Origin of the sequence: Acinetobacter calcoaceticus, assembly GCF_016508255.1 — a bacterium.
Classification (GTDB): Bacteria; Pseudomonadota; Gammaproteobacteria; order Pseudomonadales; family Moraxellaceae; genus Acinetobacter; species Acinetobacter calcoaceticus_E.
Map to the genome: position 1 here is coordinate 323,188 of NZ_JADVKT010000001.1, position 18,531 is coordinate 341,718.

The 18,531-nt window shown below is 37.0% G+C and carries 17 protein-coding genes and 2 pseudogenes; 13 read left to right on the plus strand and 6 right to left on the minus strand.

Going from position 1 to position 18,531, the window contains the following annotated elements:
- The first annotated feature begins 174 nt into the window (after window positions 1-174).
- From I5515_RS01530 to I5515_RS01580, 11 genes are all read left to right on the plus strand, one after another.
- Window positions 175-468, plus strand: a complete 294-nt coding sequence (locus I5515_RS01530; RefSeq protein ID WP_199964431.1) for a hypothetical protein — start codon at window positions 175-177, stop codon at window positions 466-468.
- A 155-nt stretch (window positions 469-623) separates the two neighbouring features.
- Window positions 624-1,529, plus strand: coding sequence for a 50S ribosomal protein L11 methyltransferase (gene prmA / locus I5515_RS01535; RefSeq protein ID WP_199964432.1), 906 nt, complete (start codon window positions 624-626; stop codon window positions 1,527-1,529).
- A gap of 13 nt (window positions 1,530-1,542) precedes the next feature.
- Window positions 1,543-2,388: a zinc-ribbon and DUF3426 domain-containing protein gene (locus I5515_RS01540; protein WP_199964433.1), complete on the plus strand. Its 846-nt coding sequence runs from the start codon at window positions 1,543-1,545 to the stop codon at window positions 2,386-2,388.
- A 375-nt stretch (window positions 2,389-2,763) separates the two neighbouring features.
- A complete protein-coding gene (fis, locus tag I5515_RS01545) occupies window positions 2,764-3,033 on the plus strand; it encodes a DNA-binding transcriptional regulator Fis (RefSeq protein WP_001086304.1) in 270 nt (89 codons plus the stop codon).
- Window positions 3,034-3,118: 85 nt separating this feature from the next.
- Complete coding sequence (gene purH / locus I5515_RS01550; RefSeq protein ID WP_199964434.1) at window positions 3,119-4,693, plus strand: bifunctional phosphoribosylaminoimidazolecarboxamide formyltransferase/IMP cyclohydrolase; 1,575 nt, start codon at window positions 3,119-3,121, stop codon at window positions 4,691-4,693.
- Window positions 4,694-4,817: 124 nt separating this feature from the next.
- Window positions 4,818-6,104 carry a phosphoribosylamine--glycine ligase gene (gene purD / locus I5515_RS01555; protein ID WP_199964435.1) on the plus strand — a complete coding sequence of 429 codons (1,287 nt, stop codon included), beginning with the start codon at window positions 4,818-4,820 and terminating at the stop codon, window positions 6,102-6,104.
- A 486-nt stretch (window positions 6,105-6,590) separates the two neighbouring features.
- Window positions 6,591-7,463: a MetQ/NlpA family ABC transporter substrate-binding protein gene (locus I5515_RS01560; RefSeq protein ID WP_199964436.1), complete on the plus strand. Its 873-nt coding sequence runs from the start codon at window positions 6,591-6,593 to the stop codon at window positions 7,461-7,463.
- Between the two features lie 76 nt (window positions 7,464-7,539).
- The gene (locus I5515_RS01565) at window positions 7,540-8,565 is read left to right on the plus strand and encodes a methionine ABC transporter ATP-binding protein (protein WP_199964437.1); all 1,026 of its coding nucleotides are present in this window, start codon (window positions 7,540-7,542) and stop codon (window positions 8,563-8,565) included.
- Window positions 8,562-9,257 (plus strand): methionine ABC transporter permease, encoded by a 696-nt coding sequence (locus I5515_RS01570; protein WP_199964438.1) that lies wholly within the window; start codon window positions 8,562-8,564, stop codon window positions 9,255-9,257. Before I5515_RS01565 ends, I5515_RS01570 begins: the two co-directional genes overlap by 4 nt.
- Window positions 9,258-9,417: 160 nt before the next feature.
- Window positions 9,418-10,149, plus strand: a complete 732-nt coding sequence (gene gloB / locus I5515_RS01575) for a hydroxyacylglutathione hydrolase (RefSeq protein WP_199964439.1) — start codon at window positions 9,418-9,420, stop codon at window positions 10,147-10,149.
- A gap of 357 nt (window positions 10,150-10,506) precedes the next feature.
- A complete protein-coding gene (locus I5515_RS01580; protein ID WP_002119766.1) occupies window positions 10,507-10,710 on the plus strand; it encodes a hypothetical protein in 204 nt (67 codons plus the stop codon).
- 170 nt (window positions 10,711-10,880) lie between these two features.
- On the opposite strand, the gene I5515_RS01585 is transcribed toward I5515_RS01580, so the two are convergent.
- Window positions 10,881-12,179: a dicarboxylate/amino acid:cation symporter gene (locus I5515_RS01585; protein WP_199964440.1), complete on the minus strand. Its 1,299-nt coding sequence runs from the start codon at window positions 12,177-12,179 to the stop codon at window positions 10,881-10,883.
- A 464-nt stretch (window positions 12,180-12,643) separates the two neighbouring features.
- Window positions 12,644-13,207, minus strand: a complete 564-nt coding sequence (locus tag I5515_RS01590; RefSeq protein ID WP_199964441.1) for a TetR/AcrR family transcriptional regulator — start codon at window positions 13,205-13,207, stop codon at window positions 12,644-12,646.
- 137 nt (window positions 13,208-13,344) lie between these two features.
- Between I5515_RS01590 and I5515_RS01595 the strand changes: the two genes are divergently transcribed.
- Window positions 13,345-14,547, plus strand: coding sequence for an MFS transporter (locus I5515_RS01595; RefSeq protein WP_199964442.1), 1,203 nt, complete (start codon window positions 13,345-13,347; stop codon window positions 14,545-14,547).
- Between the two features lie 225 nt (window positions 14,548-14,772).
- Window positions 14,773-15,426 carry a glutathione S-transferase family protein gene (locus tag I5515_RS01600; RefSeq protein ID WP_199964443.1) on the plus strand — a complete coding sequence of 218 codons (654 nt, stop codon included), beginning with the start codon at window positions 14,773-14,775 and terminating at the stop codon, window positions 15,424-15,426.
- Window positions 15,427-15,472: 46 nt separating this feature from the next.
- Here I5515_RS01600 and I5515_RS01605 read toward each other — a convergent pair whose 3' ends face one another.
- From I5515_RS01605 to I5515_RS01615, 4 genes and pseudogenes are all read right to left on the minus strand, one after another.
- Complete coding sequence (locus I5515_RS01605) at window positions 15,473-16,624, minus strand: sterol desaturase family protein (protein ID WP_199964444.1); 1,152 nt, start codon at window positions 16,622-16,624, stop codon at window positions 15,473-15,475.
- 123 nt (window positions 16,625-16,747) lie between these two features.
- Window positions 16,748-16,873, minus strand: a pseudogene (locus I5515_RS17460) (LysR family transcriptional regulator); the annotation flags it as partial.
- Window positions 16,869-16,937 (minus strand): annotated as a pseudogene (locus tag I5515_RS17650) (hypothetical protein); the annotation flags it as partial. The pseudogenes I5515_RS17650 and I5515_RS17460, both read right to left, overlap by 5 nt.
- A gap of 160 nt (window positions 16,938-17,097) precedes the next feature.
- On the minus strand, window positions 17,098-18,474 hold the full coding sequence (locus I5515_RS01615; protein ID WP_199964445.1) for a PQQ-dependent sugar dehydrogenase: 1,377 nt from the start codon (window positions 18,472-18,474) through the stop codon (window positions 17,098-17,100).
- Window positions 18,475-18,531: the final 57 nt, after the last annotated feature.

Here is an 18,531-nt window from a genome sequence, read left to right on the forward strand (position 1 = left end):
GATGTACATAATTACAAAATTGTCGACACATGATTTACGCTACGCCACATGTTTTGACAATTTGTTTCATGAATTCAATACAAAGTGAATGTTTTTTAATTTTTTTCATTTTAGAATAAAAAACGTACAGTACTTCTATCACTTTAGAATTAACGCAACAAGAAGGAACACAAAATGAAAACGACCATGTTAAAAATCTTAACCGCTTCTCTCCTTTGTTTTTCAGGCGTAACGTTGACCCACGCTGCGACTAATCATACTGCTAAATCGACTCATATGGCTAAATCAAGCAAAACAGCTCATCATGCTGCTGAGTCAAGCAAATCAGAGATGCAAAAACAGCTAAGAGCTTGTGCTAAAAAACGTCAGGGTGAATGGGTTTCTTACAGTCATAATGGCGCAACCTTTAATGGTACTTGCCAACCAAACGAAAATGGTAAACTACAATTTAAAGCTCCTGCTCCTTAATAAAACTCTAGCTTAAGGAAAAAGAAATCCATTTCTTTTTCCTATACTACATCATAATTTTTAAGAGACGGTCCATTAAAGATGGGCCGCTTTCTTTTTTAAAACTCTTTAGTCCGCTACAATAGACCTTTAAATAAAATTTTTAGGTCCTTTTCGTGAAGTGGTTACAAATACACATTACCGTTGATCAACAACAAGTTGAGTTCACAGAAACACTTTTAATGTCTCTAGGTGCGGTAAGCGTAACTCTGGATGATGCTGAAGATCAGGCTTTACTTGAACCATTACCAGGTGAAACACCTTTATGGAATAAAGTAATTGTGACAGGTATCTATCAACAAGACGAACAAGAACCAATTGATGTTGACACTTTAGAAGCTTTCTTAAAAGCTCAACTTCCAGACGCCCCTATACGCCATGAAGAACTTGAAGATCAGGTATGGGAACGCGCATGGATGGATTATTACGAGCCAATTCAAATTGGGGAAAAGTTCTGGATCGTGCCTGAATGGCTAGAGCCACCAGAAGCTGATGCAACTAATATTAAGTTAGACCCAGGTCTTGCGTTTGGCACAGGTAACCATGCCAGTACATTCTTATGTTTACAATGGCTAGGTAAAACTAACGTTAAAGATAAGATCGTCATTGATTATGGTTGTGGTTCAGGCATTTTAGGTGTAGCAGCTTTATTATTAGGTGCTAAAAAAGTATATGCCACTGATATTGACCCTCAGGCTGTTTTAGCAACAAAACAAAATGCTGAGCTTAATGGCGTATTAGATCGACTATATGTAGGTCTTCCTGAAGAATTTGATCAAGAATTTAAACCTCAACAGGCTGATGTTTTAGTTGCAAATATCTTAGCGGGTCCACTAATGGCACTTGCGCCAGAGTTTGCAAATTTGCTTAAATCTGAGGGAGAGTTCGCACTTGCAGGTGTAATTGAAGAGCAAGTTACTGATGTTTCACGTGTTTATTCTGAATTTTTTGATATATTAGATGTCGAAAAACGCGAAGAAAATTGGTGTCGCATTTCAGGAAAACGTAAAACAATAAATTGAGATTTCTTAACTCATGAATGAAAAACAAACCCGCTGCCCTAAGTGTTTAACAGTCTATAAAGTATCTCTTACTCAATTAACTGTTGCTCAGGGTATGGTTTGTTGCCCTAAATGTGATTCGAACTTTAATGCACTCACCCATCTGATTAATATTGAACAGCCTGTTATGGCCAACTCATCTACATTAGTCAACGGTTCAATGCAAACGAGATATATGACACATTCTCACGTGTTAGATATCTTTGATCAAAAAGTTGAGAATTCAAATATTGATCTTTTAACCTACCTCAACAACTTAAATTATTTTCATAACGAAGCTATTAACGCTCTACCAAATCTTAATTTAGCTGAACAAACATCCTCACAGGAACAAGACAATAATAAAAAACATAGTTGGCTGTACTATACGCTCTGGAGCTCTGCTAACCTTATTTTGATTTTAGTTTTTACTTTTCAAATTCTCTGGTTTAATCCTAAACTCATGCATGCTAGCCCAACCGTAAGCCATGCATTTAATTATGTTTGCCAAATACTGCACTGCAATAAGTCAACAGAACAATATCAACTTATTTATATAGAAAAGTTAAAACTCCGCAAAGTGGACACAAGTCATACACAATTCTCAGGCATATTGATTAATCAGAATGATAAAAGTATTGAGCTTCCCAATCTAAAGTTGAGCTTTGCAATAGAGTCCAACAAAACAGAGGAAATGATATTAACTCCTCAACAATATCTCGTTGAAAACTTACAAGGTATTCAGCGCATCCCCTCTAACACTCCATTCCGATTCCAATTTGAGCTAAACAAAAGCAAAAAAAGCCTAGTAAATTATCGATTAGAAATTGTCCACCCCTAAAATGTAAAAAAAGTGAAAAAAAAATAAAAAAAAATGCAGTTAATTTGCTCACTTTTTCCTAGACAATGGTATGATACGCGCCACGAAAGCTTTGACTCATATACTCCTCGCTCTCAATCCAAAAAAAATACTGTTAAGCATGTGTGCTTTTCTACTTAAGCACATAGCCTAACTTTTTTTGTTTTTGAGGGGGCTGTAACAAATATTTAATTATTGTTACGCTTATTTTTTACTCAATACGAAGATTTATGGCAAGCTAATTGTTCTTATGTTTTAGAGTCACTGTTTTAGGATCTAAAACAGGACTCCGTATTTTTAGACCACATTTATATACTACTTTACCCAAGCTAGTATTTGATTTTCGGATTAACTCGCATGAATAGCAAATCTCCTATTTTTACTGCACAATCTGATGTTGCTCTTCGCATCCATGTTGATCGCGCAGTTCGCCATTATTTTGCACAATTGCAAGGTGAGCAACCATCTCAGGTATATGACATGGTGCTAGCAGAAATGGAGAAACCTCTTTTATCTGTAGTTCTTGAATATACACGTGGTAATCAAACCCGTGCTGCAGAGATTCTTGGACTCAACCGTGGCACTTTACGCAAAAAGTTAAAAGCTCACGGTTTAATGAGTGAATAAATGATAAAATGCTCACGACTTCGTGGGCATTTTTTTATGCTTATTGGTTTTAATCCGTAGACTTGAAATTGTTGAATTAAACATCATGACTATTAAACGTGCTTTGATTTCTGTATCTGATAAGACAGGAATTGTCGAATTTGCTCAAAACCTTGCAGCTTTAGGGGTAGAACTATTATCTACAGGCGGCACATACAAGTTGCTTAAAGATAATAATATCGCAGTTGTTGAAGTATCTGAACATACTGGCTTCCCTGAAATGATGGATGGTCGTGTTAAGACATTACATCCAAAAATTCATGGCGGTATCCTTGCTCGTCGCGGTTTAGACGAAGCAGTAATGAAAGAACACAACATCGATCCGATTGATCTTGTTGTTGTAAACCTTTATCCATTTGCTGCAACAGTTGCAAACCCTGACTGTACTCTTCCTGATGCAATCGAAAATATCGACATCGGCGGTCCTACAATGGTTCGTGCTGCTGCTAAAAACCATGCTTCAGTAGGTATTGTAGTAAATGCTTCAGATTACGACACTGTAATCAATGAATTAAAAACTGCTGGTTCACTTTCTTATGAAACACGTTTTGATTTAGCTGTTAAAGCATTTGAACACACTGCTCAATATGATGGCATGATCGCTTCTTACTTAGGCGCTCGCGTTGGCAAGACCGAAGGCGAAGCTGATTTATTCCCTCGCACGTTCAATACTCAATTGAACAAAGCACAAGATCTACGTTACGGTGAAAACCCACACCAATCTGCTGCATTTTATGTAGAGGCAAATGCAAAAGAAGCTTCTGTTTCTACTGCTAAACAGTTACAAGGCAAAGAATTGTCTTATAACAACATTGCAGATACAGATGCCGCACTTGAATGTGTTAAATCATTTGCAAAACCTGCTTGTGTAATTGTAAAACATGCTAACCCTTGCGGCGTAGCTGTTTCTTTAGACGGCATTAAAGCTGCTTATGATTTAGCTTATGCAACAGACCCAGAATCTGCTTTCGGCGGTATTATTGCATTTAACCGTGAGTTAGATGTGGCAACTGCTCAAGCAATTGTAGAACGTCAATTCGTTGAAGTCATTATTGCTCCAAGTATTGCTGATGGCGTGCTTGAAGTGACTGGCGCTAAGAAAAATGTCCGTGTTTTAGTATGTGGCGAATTACCTGCGATTGACGCACGTGCCCCACAACTTGACTATAAACGCGTTAATGGTGGCTTACTTGTTCAAGATCAAGACTTGGGCATGGTCACTAAAGATGATCTTAAAGTAGTTACCAAAATTGCACCAACTGAACAAGAAATTGATGACCTCATCTTTGCTTGGAAAGTTGCGAAATATGTAAAATCAAATGCAATTGTTTATGCAAAAAACCGCCAAACTATTGGTGTAGGTGCAGGTCAAATGAGCCGTGTTAACTCAGCTCGTATTGCTGCCATTAAAGCTGAACATGCTGGTTTGGTTGTTGAAGGCGCTGTAATGGCATCTGATGCATTCTTCCCATTCCGTGACGGTATTGATAATGCTGCTAAAGCTGGCATTAAATGCATTATTCAACCAGGCGGTTCTATGCGTGATGAAGAAGTAATCGCAGCAGCTAATGAAGCTGGTATTGCAATGGTCTTCACTGGTATGCGCCATTTCCGCCACTAATTTAAATTTAGTCCTCCCTAACCCTCCTTTCATTCAGGAGGGTTTTCCACAACAATGGAGCTAACTCTCCACCTTGAGGGATAGAGGGGGATGAAAAGGATTAAAGTTAAGGAACAAATTAAAAATGAATATTTTAGTTTTAGGTAGTGGTGGTCGTGAGCATGCTTTAGCATGGAAAATCGCGCAAGATATTAATGTTAATCAAGTTTTTGTCGCACCAGGTAATGCTGGAACTGCAACAGAAGACAAATGCATTAATGTTCAACTTGATATTTTAGACAACGCTGCAATTATTGCTTTTGCTAAAGAAAATAATGTTGATCTTATTATTGTTGGTCCAGAAGCACCATTAGTTAATGGTGTGGTGGATGCTGCACGTGAAGCAGGTTTAAAAATTTGGGGACCTACTCAATATGCAGCACAGCTTGAAGGCTCAAAAGCATTTGCTAAACACTTTTTAAAGCGCCACAACATTCCAACTGCTTTCTATGACGTTTTCACTGAAGTAGATACAGCTAAAGCTTATGTTGAAAAAAATGGTGCGCCAATTGTAATTAAAGCTGATGGTCTTGCTGCTGGTAAAGGCGTAATCGTTGCAATGACCAACGAAGAAGCTTTTGCAGCAATTGATGACATGCTTGCAGGCAACAAATTTGGTGATGCTGGTTCACGCGTTGTGATTGAACAGTTCCTTGCAGGTGAAGAAGCTTCTTTCATTTGTATGATTGATGGTAAAAATATTTTACCAATGGCAACTTCACAAGATCACAAACGTATTTTTGAAGGCGATCAAGGCCCTAACACAGGCGGTATGGGTGCCTACTCTCCTGCTCCGGTTGTAACTTCTGACATTTTCGAACGCGTTATGACTGAAATCATGCGTCCGACTGTTGAAGGTATGGCTGCTGATGGACATGTTTACACTGGTTTCTTATATGCTGGCCTAATGATTGATGAACAAGGTCAACCACGTGTGATCGAGTTTAACTGTCGTTTTGGTGACCCAGAAACTCAACCGATCATGATGCGTTTAAAATCATCTCTTGTTGAATTGGTAGAAGCCGGTATTGCTGGTAACTTACCAAAAGAAGCTGAATGGGATGACCGCAAGTCAATTGGTATTGTTCTCGCAGCAGAAGGCTATCCTGATAGTGTACGCAAAGGCGATGTAATTTCAGGTATCGGACAATCACCTGAAGATACTAAAATTTTCCACGCTGGCACTGCAACTCGTGAAGATGGTCACATCGTGACTTCTGGTGGTCGGGTTCTTTGTGTAACAGCATTAGGCGATAGCGTTCTTGAAGCACAAATTAATGCGCTAGAAGTATGCGGACAAGTTAACTTTACGGGCATGCAATATCGTAGTGACATTGGCTATCGCGCAATTGCACGTGAAAAAGCTGAATAAAAAATCTCAATTTATAAAAAGCCCTCTTGAATAGAGGGCTTTTTTTATTTCAATCTTGCTTATCACAAAAAATTATATAAATCTTAACTTTTATTCAATTCCAATTCATAAGATCGAAACATGTCCACTATATTGAATATGTTTTTATTGATATCATTAGTTAAAGCGTTGGAACATTCCACAAAGTTAATGTGCTGTTAAATATCATGGCATATCGTCTAATTCTGTTAAAGATGATAGTAATTTTTTAACATTCAATACTTTTGAACATCGTTTAAAGACTGATAATACATGATCAAACTGCTGTAAAAATAGTTTCATCATGTGCAGATCAAAACGTTAAAACAAGTATCTGAAGAATTAGAAAAGAACTAAAAGTTATAACTTTTAGCATTGAAAACTTTGTGATGTTGTAACAAAACTCATTCTTTTCTAGTCGAGAGCCAACTTGAACAGTTGATTTCTCTTAATCAGGACTTTTTTTACATGAAAAAGCTGATCAGTCTTTTTTTAAGCGTGTCTGTGCTATTACTTGCAGCCTGTGGTAAACAGCAAAGTGAACCACAAGCCGGGAAAGGTAGTGATTCATCACAACTACAAACTGTAGTTATTGCTTCAACTGGCTCTGATGCTGATATCTGGCGTTATATTTCAACTCTACCGGAAACTAAAGCAGCTGGCATTAAGCTTGAAGTGAAAAATTTCACTGATTATGTGTCGATGAATACAGCTGTTGCAAATAAAGAAGTTGACTTAAATGCATTCCAATCTTATGCATATTTAGTTGCCTTCAATGCGTCCAACAAAGACAAAATTGCGCCAGTTTCTACAACCTATCTTGAACCAATGGGTATTTACTCTAGTAAACATAAAAAAGTAGATGAGCTCCCACAAGGTGCAAGTATTGCTATTCCTAACGATGCTGCAAATGAAGCTCGCGCATTATTGTTATTACAAAGTGCAGGCTTAATTAAGCTTAAAGCTGATTTCGACCCAGCTAAAGGCACTCCAAACGATATTATCGACAACAGTAAAAAAATTGATATCAAACCAATCCAAATGGCGACAGCTGTACGCGTAAAAGATGAAGTTGATGCAATTGTTTTAGGTAATACTTTAGCAATGGAAGGCGGTTTAAATGTGCTTAAAGATTCTATTTTCTATGAGCCAGTAGACAGCAGCACAAAACTCAACGTAAACATTCTTGCAACAGCAGAATCGCGTAAAGATGAACCTACTCTTCAAAAGGTTGGTCAGCTATATCACACTGAAGCTGTGAAAAAATACGTTGAACAACACTTTGGTGGTACAAAAGTTGACGTGAATCAGCCAATCAGCTACCTCACAGAAGCTAAATAGTAATATAATACCCGCAACGCGAAACAGGCAAAGTCTCTTTGCCTGTTTTTTCTTTTCAGCATAGTTTTTTGACGACATGATTCAATTTAAAAACATTTCAAAGCACTATCAGCTTAAAGGCCAAACCATACGCGCACTGGACCAAATTAATTTGGAAATTCCAGAAGGTAGTATCTTTGGTATCATTGGTTATAGTGGTGCAGGTAAAAGTACTTTAATCCGCCTGATTAACTTACTTGAACGACCAAATGAAGGTCAGGTTATCATTAATCAAAAGGACTTCACTGCTTTGGATGCGCGTTCATTACGTCAGGAACGTGCAAATATTGGTATGATTTTTCAGCACTTCAATTTGTTACAAACCAAGACGGTTGCTGAAAATATTGAAATGCCAATGCGCCTACTGAATTACAATAAGGTAGAACGTGAAAAGCGCTTGAATGAGTTATTGGAGTTCATTGACCTTAAGCATAAAAAAGATGCTTACCCAGATGAACTTTCTGGCGGCCAAAAGCAACGTGTCGGTATTGCCCGTGCTTTGGCAAATCATCCAAAAATTCTTTTGTGTGATGAAGCAACCTCTGCCCTAGACCCGCAAACAACCAAGTCAGTTTTAGAGCTACTAAAGAAAATCAATCAAGAGCAAAAAATCACGATTGTGATGGTGACCCATGAAATGGATGTCATTGAAACTGTCTGTGATCATGTGGCTGTGATGGAAGCAGGTAAAGTCATTGAACAAGGTTCAACGATTGATATCTTTAGTAAACCTCAACATCCGACAACTAAAAACTTCATTCAAACTGTTTTACATCAACAGTTGCCTGTGAATATTTTAAATCAGCTCGAAAACCAGCATCATCATAGTATTTACTGTTTGCAGTTTTTAGGGCGTTCTGCTCAAGAACCTGTAATTCAGTCACTGATTAAACAATTCGATATTAGCTTAAATATCTTATTTGCTAACATGACTGAAATTAATGGCACAGTCATTGGTCAAATGTTTGTGCAGCTTCTAGGTGATCCTCAGCTAATTAAACAGGCTATTGAGTTTTTGGAGCAAAATGAAGTAGGTGTGGTTCAATCAGGAGATCAAGTATGAGAGATTTTATCGTACAGTGGTTAACTGAACTTACTCAACCTTTCTGGCACAGTTCTCTTTCTATTGATCAGTTCGTTACCGCTTTGCAAGAAACCTTTCATATGGTTTTCTTCGCACTTTTGTTTGGTGGTATCTGGGGGTTTATTCAGGGAATTATTTTATTAGTTACCCGCCCAGAAGGCATTTTACCCAATAAAGTGATTTATCATTTACTTAATCCAATTGTAAATGCTTTACGCTCTCTTCCTTTTATTATTTTACTTATTGCAGTGATTCCTCTTACTAAGTTATTAGTAGGTACTTCAATTGGTACGTGGGCAGCTATTGTTCCATTGACTATTTATGTTGGCCCTTATATGGGACGTCTGATTGAAACTTCATTGCTTGAAGTAAATGAAGGAATTATTGAATCTGCTCAAGCGATGGGTGCTACACCTTGGCAAATTATCTCCCGCTTTATTTTGCCTGAAGCACGCAGTTCACTCATTTTAAACCTTACGACAGCTACAATCAGCCTTATTGGTGCAACTGCCATGGCGGGTGCAGTTGGCGCAGGTGGTATTGGTGATTTAGCAATTTCTTATGGTTATCAACGTTTTGATACAAGCGTTGTAATTTTAACAGTAATTGTCCTATTACTATTGGTACAGATTGTACAGACGCTAGGGAACTGGCTCGCGAAGGTACGTTAAGTCATCCATATAAAAAAAGCTCTCTTTATAGGGGGCTTTTTTTGTTTTATAGAGTCCTTTTCTTAAAGACAGTTGAGTGCGTGGCTCAATACCATTTTCTGGTATTATCAGAAGTAGTCATTATTCATTTACTTTTTGGATTTAGTTTCAGGATAAAACAATGCGTTATAGAATTCATTTTATTGATGTACAGAATGCCCTCCAAAACTATATCTGGATTTTAGAAGATACTGAAACTCAAGAAGCTGTTGCAGTCGACCCAACAGAAGCAGAACTGGTAACTCAATTTTGTCAGAATCATCAGTTAAATTTAAAACAAATCTGGCTTACACATTGGCATAAAGATCACATAGGTGGTGTTGCTGATTTAACGGCTGCCCAAAATCTTACTGTGTATGGTCCACGTGATGAACTCACAAAAATTCCGGGAATTACTAACCCCTTACAACATGACGATCATCTAAAATTTAATGATTTGAAAATAGAGATTATTGCAACCCCAGGTCATACCTTAGGACACATCGTATATTTTATTGAAGAATTAGAAGCTGTATTTTGTGGCGATACTTTATTTGCAATGGGATGTGGTCGATTATTTGAAGGCACAGCCGAACAAATGTATCACTCCCTGAGCCGTCTAGCAGCATTACCAACCCACACAAAAGTTTATTGCACACATGAATACACGCTTTCAAATGCTGAATTCGCCTTAACAGTAGAACCACATAACCATGCTTTGTCAGAGCGAGCTGAAGAAGTCCGCGAGTTACGTAAACAAAGATTAATTACATTACCCAGCACTATTGAACTTGAATTAGCAACCAACCCCTTTCTTCGCGCAGAAAGTGTTGAAGAATTCGCCCACTTACGTGCTCTTAAAGATAATTTCTAAAATTAAGCTTTCAAAAGAAGATACAGTTTTATTTTAAGAACTGTATCTTTTTGCCTATTACCTGTTGCCTGTAATTATTTTTTACATTTACTCGATTCTTATTTATCCATTATTTTAAATAATATTATCGAATTTTTAATTTTTTTAAATACTCACATAAACAGCACTATAAATAAAAAATTATTATTTTTTAGTTACATAACACATTCACAATTTTATAAAAATGAAATCTTTCTTTTCTTTATCTTACTTATTTTACAAGTTGCAAAATAAAACAAAGTTTTCCCCCTTTAAAAAATCTAATTAAAACCCTATTAATAAATAAGATGTAATGCCACGGATAGAAGGAGTTCTCACGTGAAAAAGGTTGTTAAAGCTAAAAATTTAATTGCGTTTCGTATTTGGTTAGAAAAGTTAGGATATTCGGTTAAAAACCTTGCCGACGGGAAAGGTTTTACTTTTAGTTTTAAAAAAGAATATGGTTTGGTGACCTGTGATTTAGCAGGCAATTCATTAGCTATGCAATTAGGTGAAGAGTTTGAAGATCACTTAAAAGCATAATTTTTTCGCGACTTGATTTGAATTACGGTATTGTCTTTCTTGAAAGATAAGTAGTGTTGCAGAACTTTAGAATGGCTTAATTAGTATATATTTTTTAGATATTAAACAAAAAAATCTGTAGCAGGGCTACTCTCCCAAATTGCCCTTAGCTACAGATTTTTTTTGCAAGGTTAATCTGCTTTGTGGTTCTTTAATGCTTTATCAAGAAGATCTTTATCTAAAGCCTTATCCCAACGTGCCACAACAATTGTTGCACATGCATTACCTACTAGATTTGTTAAAGCACGGCACTCTGACATAAAACGGTCAATACCAAGAATTAAAGCCATACCTGCGACAGGAACAGCTGGTACAACTGATAAAGTTGCAGCTAGAGTAATAAAACCTGCACCAGTCACCCCTGCTGCACCTTTAGAACTTACCATCGCAACTAAAAGTAAAGCAAATTGTTCACTAATTGATAAATCTACATTACAGGCTTGCGCAATAAACAGAGCTGCCATAGTCATATAGATATTTGTACCATCAAGGTTAAATGAATAACCCGTTGGAATAACCAAGCCTACAACTGATTTTTCACAACCCGCTTTTTGCATTTTGTCCATTAAAGATGGCAAAGCTGCTTCAGAAGAACTTGTACCTAAAACCAACCAAAGCTCATCTTTGATATAGCGAACTAAATCAATAATTGAAAAGCCATTGTAACGAGCCACAGCACCCAAAACGATTAAAACGAATAATATAGCCGTGATATAGAACGTCATGATCAACAGCAATAAATTACCAATTGATTGAATACCATACGCACCGATCGTGAAAGCCATCGCACCAAAAGCACCGATTGGGGCAAGCTTCATTAACATACCAACCAGGTAGAAAACTGGAGCAGTTAAGTTGTTTAAGAAATCAGTAATTGGACGTGCTCGGTCACCCAAAGCAGCCAAAGAAATACCAAATAGTACAGCGACAAATAATACCTGCAAAATCTCGCCACCTGCCAGAGGACTGACCAAGGTTTGCGGGATAATATTCATGAAAAAGTCAGTAATATTAGTGGCATGAGCTTTCTCAACGTAAGTATTTACCTTATCGCTGACTAAGGTCGCTGGGTCAATGTTTAGACCTTTACCCGGTTGGATAATATTTGCCACAATCATACCAACCACAAGTGCAAGACTTGAGAAAGTAATGAAATACAGCATTGCTTTACCAGTCACACGCCCAACCCGACTCATGTTCGTCATGCTGGCAATACCGGTGACCACAGTCAAAAAGATTACGGGAGCAATAATCATTTTGACGATCTTGATGAATGCATCACCAAGCGGTTTCAAGCTCTGCCCAAGTTCAGGGTAAAAATGACCAATTAAAACGCCTAAAATAATTGCAAAAATGACCTGTACATACAAAATTTGGTGAAACTTCTGTTTTTTCTGTACCGTTTCTTGGTCAAGGGTATTGAAATCCATTATCTAAATACCTTTTCGGTGGGGATAAAAAAATAAAATATAAAGCGAGCACCACAAGCTGCTTTAACAAGGGAAAGCCATTGTAAAGAATAAAAAACACCCTGTGTTATAAATTTAAAAAATGTAAAATTCAAAAATCATGCATTAATTTGTATAGAATCCATTTTATTTTTATATTTAAAAAATCAGAAAAATAGTTAATTTTACTAATAACCTATTATTTATATTAAAATTTTATATCACAAAGAGTATTAAAACTCACCTTAAGAACTTATTTTACAGACCTGACACCATCATTCACAAAATAAATGATTTTAATATAAACATATTAATTATAAATTATGAGAATTTAGTTTAAAAATAATAAGTAAAATTGATATAAGTGAATTCTGATGCTATAAGAATTAAATTTTTCACGCTTTGTTTTTAAATTTGACCTTCTGTCTCTGTCATTTAACTCAATTTTAGGTGTGCTTTTTAAACAGCTGTTTTAGCAAACTATGCACATAGCTTACAGATAAATCGCGATCGGTAAATAAAATTCGAAATAACATTGGCGCAATAACTGCTTCAATAATTTCTTGATTTTCAATCGTGGATTCATTACGCGATTTAGCTCTTTCTTGGATAATATCAAGTTGCTGAATAATTAAAGTTTCACATTTTCTAGCATTTGAAGAATCTGCTGCATATAGCACATCACGTAACAATAGCTGCCCTACCTCAGAAGAATATTCTTCAAAGTACTGTTCAATCCATGCGGTCACATCAAGTTGGAATGAACCTAAATCTTTAGGTTCCATATCTGGTTTAAGTTCATTAAGTGCAACATCTGAAAATAATTGACTAATATCTCCCCAACGACGATAAATTGTTGAAGGTGTTACCCCAGCTTGATTAGCAATTAACGGTATTGTAATTTGGCTTTGATCAAATGTTTTTTGCAGCTCTTTTACAGCTTGGTGTACAGCGGTCTGAATTCTTTCACTGCGACCACCCGGACGTAATCCAGTAACAACTTTTACCATTAATTTGCTCTACTTAAATTTAAAACCAATTCAAAAACATTATTTATATATACAAAATACACTAAAGCTAATTCTTTGCTTTAGTGTGAAAATAATGTATAAAAGCTAAATATTCGCTTTTATGTTATGCATCTCTTATGAACAATTCAAGTTTAAAACATTCCAAACCCGTTTTTAAATTAGGTTCAGCAGCTGCTTTAACTTTAAATACCATTACATTGATGACATTTATGGCGGCTTCTAGCGCCCCTACACCTCTATATCGTCTATATCAGCAAGCATGGCAATTCTCGCCTGTTACGTTGACTTTAATTTTTGCCACTTATGCTTTTACTTTACTTGCATCGTTACTCATTATTGGCTCTCTTTCAGACTACATCGGGCGTCGCCCTGTCATCATTTCAGCAATTTTTCTCCAAATTGTTGCGATGAGTTTTTTTCTTTTTGCCTCAGATGTTTCTATGTTATTTATTGCACGCGGTCTACAAGGTATCGCGACAGGACTTGCAGTTTCCTCAATAGGAGCTGCAATTTTAGATTTCAGTAAACATCAGGGTTCCTTAATTAATAGTATTGCTCCCATGGTAGGGATGGCTGTAGGTATTTTTATTACTTGCGTTATTTTGCAATTTTCATCTCAGCCCCTACAGCTTGTTTTCGAGTTTTTATGCGTCTTTTTCTTATGTGAACTCCTTTTAAGCTTTCTTAGCCCTGAAACTGCACAAAAAAGATCTGGTGCACTAGCCTCTTTAAAACCCAATATGGCTATTCCCCATCAAGCAAGGAGCGCGCTATTAAGTATTAGTCCTATTAACATTGCACTTTGGATGGTGAGCGGGTTTTTCTTGTCGCTTATGCCTTCTTTACTCGCAAAGATTTTCCAAACATCTTCTGCATGGTTAAACGGGATTATGTTTATGGCTCTCGCTCTCTCAGGAGCTGCCGGTATTTTAACCCTTAGAAAATCTACAAATTTTCGTATTTTGCTGACCGGTACCTTATCAATCATTATTGGTGCAGCAATTTTATTTTTAGCAGTCAACTTTACCAGTGCTGTTACCTTGTTCGTGGGCTCTATTATTACTGGGGTCGGTTTCGGTACAGCTTTTATGGGAGCTATTCGTACAGTCATGCCTCTTGCTTTGCCCGAAGAACGTGCAGGCTTAATGGCTGCATTCTTTGTTGAAAGTTATCTAGCATTTAGTATTCCGGCAATTCTTGCAGGCTATTTTGTGAGTAAAATCGGACTTATGAACAGTGCTAATATTTATATGAGTTTAATTATTGGCCTAGCTCTTGTTGCACTTGTTATGATTTTTAAAAATATTAAAAGTAAATAATGATGCGTTAAAAAGTCAGCCTCAAATGAAGCTGACTTAAATAACTTAAAACAAATGATACTTAAATAAATAATTTAGCTTCTGATTACTACATTGATATCTATTGAAATTCGTTAGACTATTTTTAATATAAAGATTCATTCGCAAGATGAGTTTAAATATAAAACAAGAGAAAGGTTCGAGAGTATTCTTTAGTTATCATTATAAAATATAAGGAAATTTATTATGAATAATTTCATTTTAACAACTTTTGATTGGGTTCCAGAACTACCACGAGGTTTTGTAAGAGATATAAGGATAAGATGGGCCTTAGAAGAGGCAAAAATGCCCTATAAAATAAATAGCGTATCTTTTTATGAACGACGAGACGATCATTTTTCTCACCAGCCTTTTGGACAAGTTCCTTGGCTAACAGATGGCGATATTTCAATTTTTGAAAGTGGCGCTATCCTATTTTATTTAGGTGAACGTAGTGATGTACTTTTACCTACAAATCAAAAACAGCGTAATGAAGTTATAGAATGGTTATTTGCCGCACTTAATTCAGTAGAAATGGCGAGCCTTCCTTGGGCTTTATTAAGATTTTCTAATGCTCAGACAGATACACCCGCCCACAAACAATTTGATGCCTTTCTTCTCTCTCGACTCCAGCATATGGAGTCATTTCTTGCTGAACGCGAATGGCTAACGCAGTCATTTTCTATTGCTGATATTATCATGGCTGACGTATTACGTTTGGTGAATAAATTTGATGGGTTAACAGAATTTCCCCATTGTCTCGCATATGTTCAGAGAGCGACTACACGTCCTTCTTTTCAAAAAGCTTATGCTGACCAAATGGCTCATTTTGCAGCGGCAGATGCCAAAAAAAATGCTTAAACATGTCATTTAAGCATCCTACATTTATTGGACTAAAACTTAAGATTTACTGATCACGCCAAGGTTTTAAAAAACGTTTTACATACTTTTTAAATGGCCACGTAAATTGTTTTACAAAACTATTTGGAATTTTATAGCCGACTGTCCCATATACACTCGCCAAATGACTGGGCATATACACACTCTTAAAAATGACATCGTATAGAGGAATAAAAGCAGCGTAATTTTTATCAATAGCTGGTTTTTCAGAAGAGTGATGCCAATGGTGGAATTCTGGTGTCGCAATAATCCAGCGTAAATACGGAAACCGAAAACGGACGTTAGAATGAATAAAAATAGCGTGAAATGAAATAAAGATTAAATAGGCAAAAACGGCAGAAGTATGAAAACCTAAAAGGAAAATCGGCAATGTTGCAATAAAGCGAGTCATCAGCACTTCAATGACATGTAAGCGTGAAGATGCCAACCAATCCATATATTCAGTCGAATGATGAATCGCATGAAAGCGCCATAAGAAATTAACTTCATGCATAGCACGATGTAACCAATACACCGTAAAATCGACCACAATCAGTAACTCAATAAATTGCAGCCAAATCGGTTGAGCTTGGATATAAGGCACAATCGGATTATCAGGCAAATGTGTAATCCAATATTGAATAGGCATGACAGTTAAAAAGCTGAATAATTGAATGCCTACATGGCTAACCATAAAATACTTCATATCAGTTACCCACCCCACACGTAATATTTTTTGTTCAGGATTTTTAGCAAAAAAACCTTCTAGCGGAATAAAAATAAAAGCTAAGATGAACAAGGTCAGTACAAAATAATCAATACCTGCATAAAAAGGTACACTTGGTAAAACGGGTGCTTCAATTACCCCACAGCCCAAAACTGCTGCCACAAGTGAAAAACACAGCCCATAAAATCCGTAACGATTTTGGCGAACAATTGCACTGAAGGCACCAAAACCAGCACTAATAATAATGCCTGCAATAAGGCTAAAATAAAAAATATGGTGGTGCTTTGCATAAAGAGGACGAAGTTCTGGTGTCGTTAATACACTGGGAAATAAAAAACACAATGCCCCAAATAAACACAGCAAGCTTAGTGACATTGAAATGAAAGCACTAATTTTCCCCAAACCAGCGTTCAGTTCTAAATTCTCAAATTTTGCTCTTAATTGATCGGTCATGATTTATATCAACAGTTCTTATTTTGTATAGTGCGAATCGTATCAAAATTTAATAATGAATTGTGAAACAAGTTTAATTAACCAAAGCTACTCTAAAAATAGAAAACAATTGAATTATTTATTTTATAAAACTTCAAATATCTCCCCAACAGATTTAATTAACCATTTTCTAGCGACAATATCATCGCTCCGGTTAAACCTGCTCAAGCTCATCTTAAATGAATGCATAATAAAAGGTAATTCAAACATTTAAATAGCGATGTTTACTTAAATTATTTGCTAAAGCCAATCCAGCAATACCTCCACCAACCACACCAAATCGTTTTCACATATTCATTCTTCAGAAGCTGGATTATAAAGTCCAATTAGTATTTTTTTTGTTCAGTTATTTAAAAATTAAATAATGGGTACATGAGCAAGCCTCTATACAAATTAAAGGCTGCCCATGCTAATCAAATATTTTCGATACGTTTTTATGGGGTTGTAGTCGGTGGAGTTCCTATAGCACGTCTCACTGGAGCCTCATAAGTTGTTTCTGCAACTGGAGATATTCGCCAGATTGTATTCCCGACATCATCGGCGACTAACACTGCTCCAGAGAAATCTATTGCGACACCCACAGGTCGCCCACGAGCTTCACCTTTTTCATTTAAAAAACCAGTTAATACATCTTGTGGCGGGCCTGAAGGTTGACCACTTCTGAATGGTACATACACTACTTTATAACCACTACAGGGTTTACGGTTCCATGACCCATGTTGACCAATGAACGCCCCACCTCGGTATTGCGGCATGAGTTCGGCTGCATAAAATGCAAGGCCTAAAGATGCTGTGTGGTTACCTAGTGCATAATCGGGTTTAATCGCTCGGGCAACCATTCCTGGATTTTGTGGTTTTACTCGTACATCTACATGTTGACCATAATAACTATACGGCCAACCATAAAAAGCGCCATCTTTAACCGATGTCATATAATCGGGTACTAAATCACTGCCAATCTCATCACGCTCATTAACTACTGTCCATAACTGGCCACTTTGAGGTTGCCATGCCATTCCATTAGGATTACGCAATCCAGTTGCAAATGGTCTTGCTTGTCCACTTGCAATATCAAACTCAATAATCTGTGCACGGCCTTTTTCTTTATCTAGCCCATTTTCTGCCACATTACTGTTTGATCCCACCGTAATATATAGTTTTGTACCCTCAGGATTCGCAATAACGTTTTTGGTCCAGTGGTGATTTAAAGGCCCACCCGGTAAATCCAACACTTTGGTTCCAGCTGCTGTAATTTGAGTTTCACCGTCTTGATAAGGGAAACGCATGAGTGAATCTGTATTGGCGACATAGAGGTTATTACCCACCAATGCCATACCAAATGGTGAATTCAAGTTTTTGAGGAATACCGTCTTTTGATCGGCAATTCCGTCTCCATTGGTGTCACGAAGTAAGCTAATCCGATTTGCACTTGGGTGGGATGATCCGGCACGCTTCATCACCATTGTCATAATTTTACCTTTGATTCCTTTACCGTCATCTGGCTTAGGTGGTGCATCGGTTTCAGCAACTAATACATCCCCATTAGGTAAAACATGTAGCCACCTTGGGTGCTCTAGACCTTGTGCAAATGCCTTCACTTTTAAACCTTCAGCGGGTTTTGGCATTTCTCCTTGAGACCAACCTTTCGCAGGGGCAATATTCACCGTAGGTATTAAACTTGATTTAGGATCGGGGAGTTTTGGTTCAGGACCATAACTTTCTGCAATAGAATATTGAGCAGATGAAGCACATCCCGTTAATATCACTAAAACCGTCGTGCCTAAAATTGGCAGTAAAAAACGTGTGGACATGGGTGATCTCCATTTATTTTTTGTCGTAATAGAAATAGCGTAGTTTATGTTTGCAAT

Excerpts from the sequence above, each read along its gene's own strand:
- I5515_RS01565 (WP_199964437.1), top strand. The coding sequence starts at position 7,540 with ATGATTCAATTTAAAAACATTTCAAAGCACTATCAGCTTAAAGGCCAA.
- I5515_RS01570 (WP_199964438.1), top strand. The coding sequence starts at position 8,562 with ATGAGAGATTTTATCGTACAGTGGTTAACTGAACTTACTCAACCTTTC.
- I5515_RS01560 (WP_199964436.1), top strand. The coding sequence starts at position 6,591 with ATGAAAAAGCTGATCAGTCTTTTTTTAAGCGTGTCTGTGCTATTACTT.
- I5515_RS01615 (WP_199964445.1), bottom strand. The coding sequence starts at position 18,474 with ATGTCCACACGTTTTTTACTGCCAATTTTAGGCACGACGGTTTTAGTG.
- I5515_RS01585 (WP_199964440.1), bottom strand. The coding sequence starts at position 12,179 with ATGGATTTCAATACCCTTGACCAAGAAACGGTACAGAAAAAACAGAAG.
- fis (WP_001086304.1), top strand. The coding sequence starts at position 2,764 with ATGAATAGCAAATCTCCTATTTTTACTGCACAATCTGATGTTGCTCTT.
- I5515_RS01530 (WP_199964431.1), top strand. The coding sequence starts at position 175 with ATGAAAACGACCATGTTAAAAATCTTAACCGCTTCTCTCCTTTGTTTT.
- I5515_RS01540 (WP_199964433.1), top strand. The coding sequence starts at position 1,543 with ATGAATGAAAAACAAACCCGCTGCCCTAAGTGTTTAACAGTCTATAAA.
- gloB (WP_199964439.1), top strand. The coding sequence starts at position 9,418 with ATGCGTTATAGAATTCATTTTATTGATGTACAGAATGCCCTCCAAAAC.
- I5515_RS01590 (WP_199964441.1), bottom strand. The coding sequence starts at position 13,207 with ATGGTAAAAGTTGTTACTGGATTACGTCCGGGTGGTCGCAGTGAAAGA.
- I5515_RS01605 (WP_199964444.1), bottom strand. The coding sequence starts at position 16,624 with ATGACCGATCAATTAAGAGCAAAATTTGAGAATTTAGAACTGAACGCT.
- purH (WP_199964434.1), top strand. The coding sequence starts at position 3,119 with ATGACTATTAAACGTGCTTTGATTTCTGTATCTGATAAGACAGGAATT.
- I5515_RS01600 (WP_199964443.1), top strand. The coding sequence starts at position 14,773 with ATGAATAATTTCATTTTAACAACTTTTGATTGGGTTCCAGAACTACCA.
- I5515_RS01595 (WP_199964442.1), top strand. The coding sequence starts at position 13,345 with ATGAACAATTCAAGTTTAAAACATTCCAAACCCGTTTTTAAATTAGGT.
- purD (WP_199964435.1), top strand. The coding sequence starts at position 4,818 with ATGAATATTTTAGTTTTAGGTAGTGGTGGTCGTGAGCATGCTTTAGCA.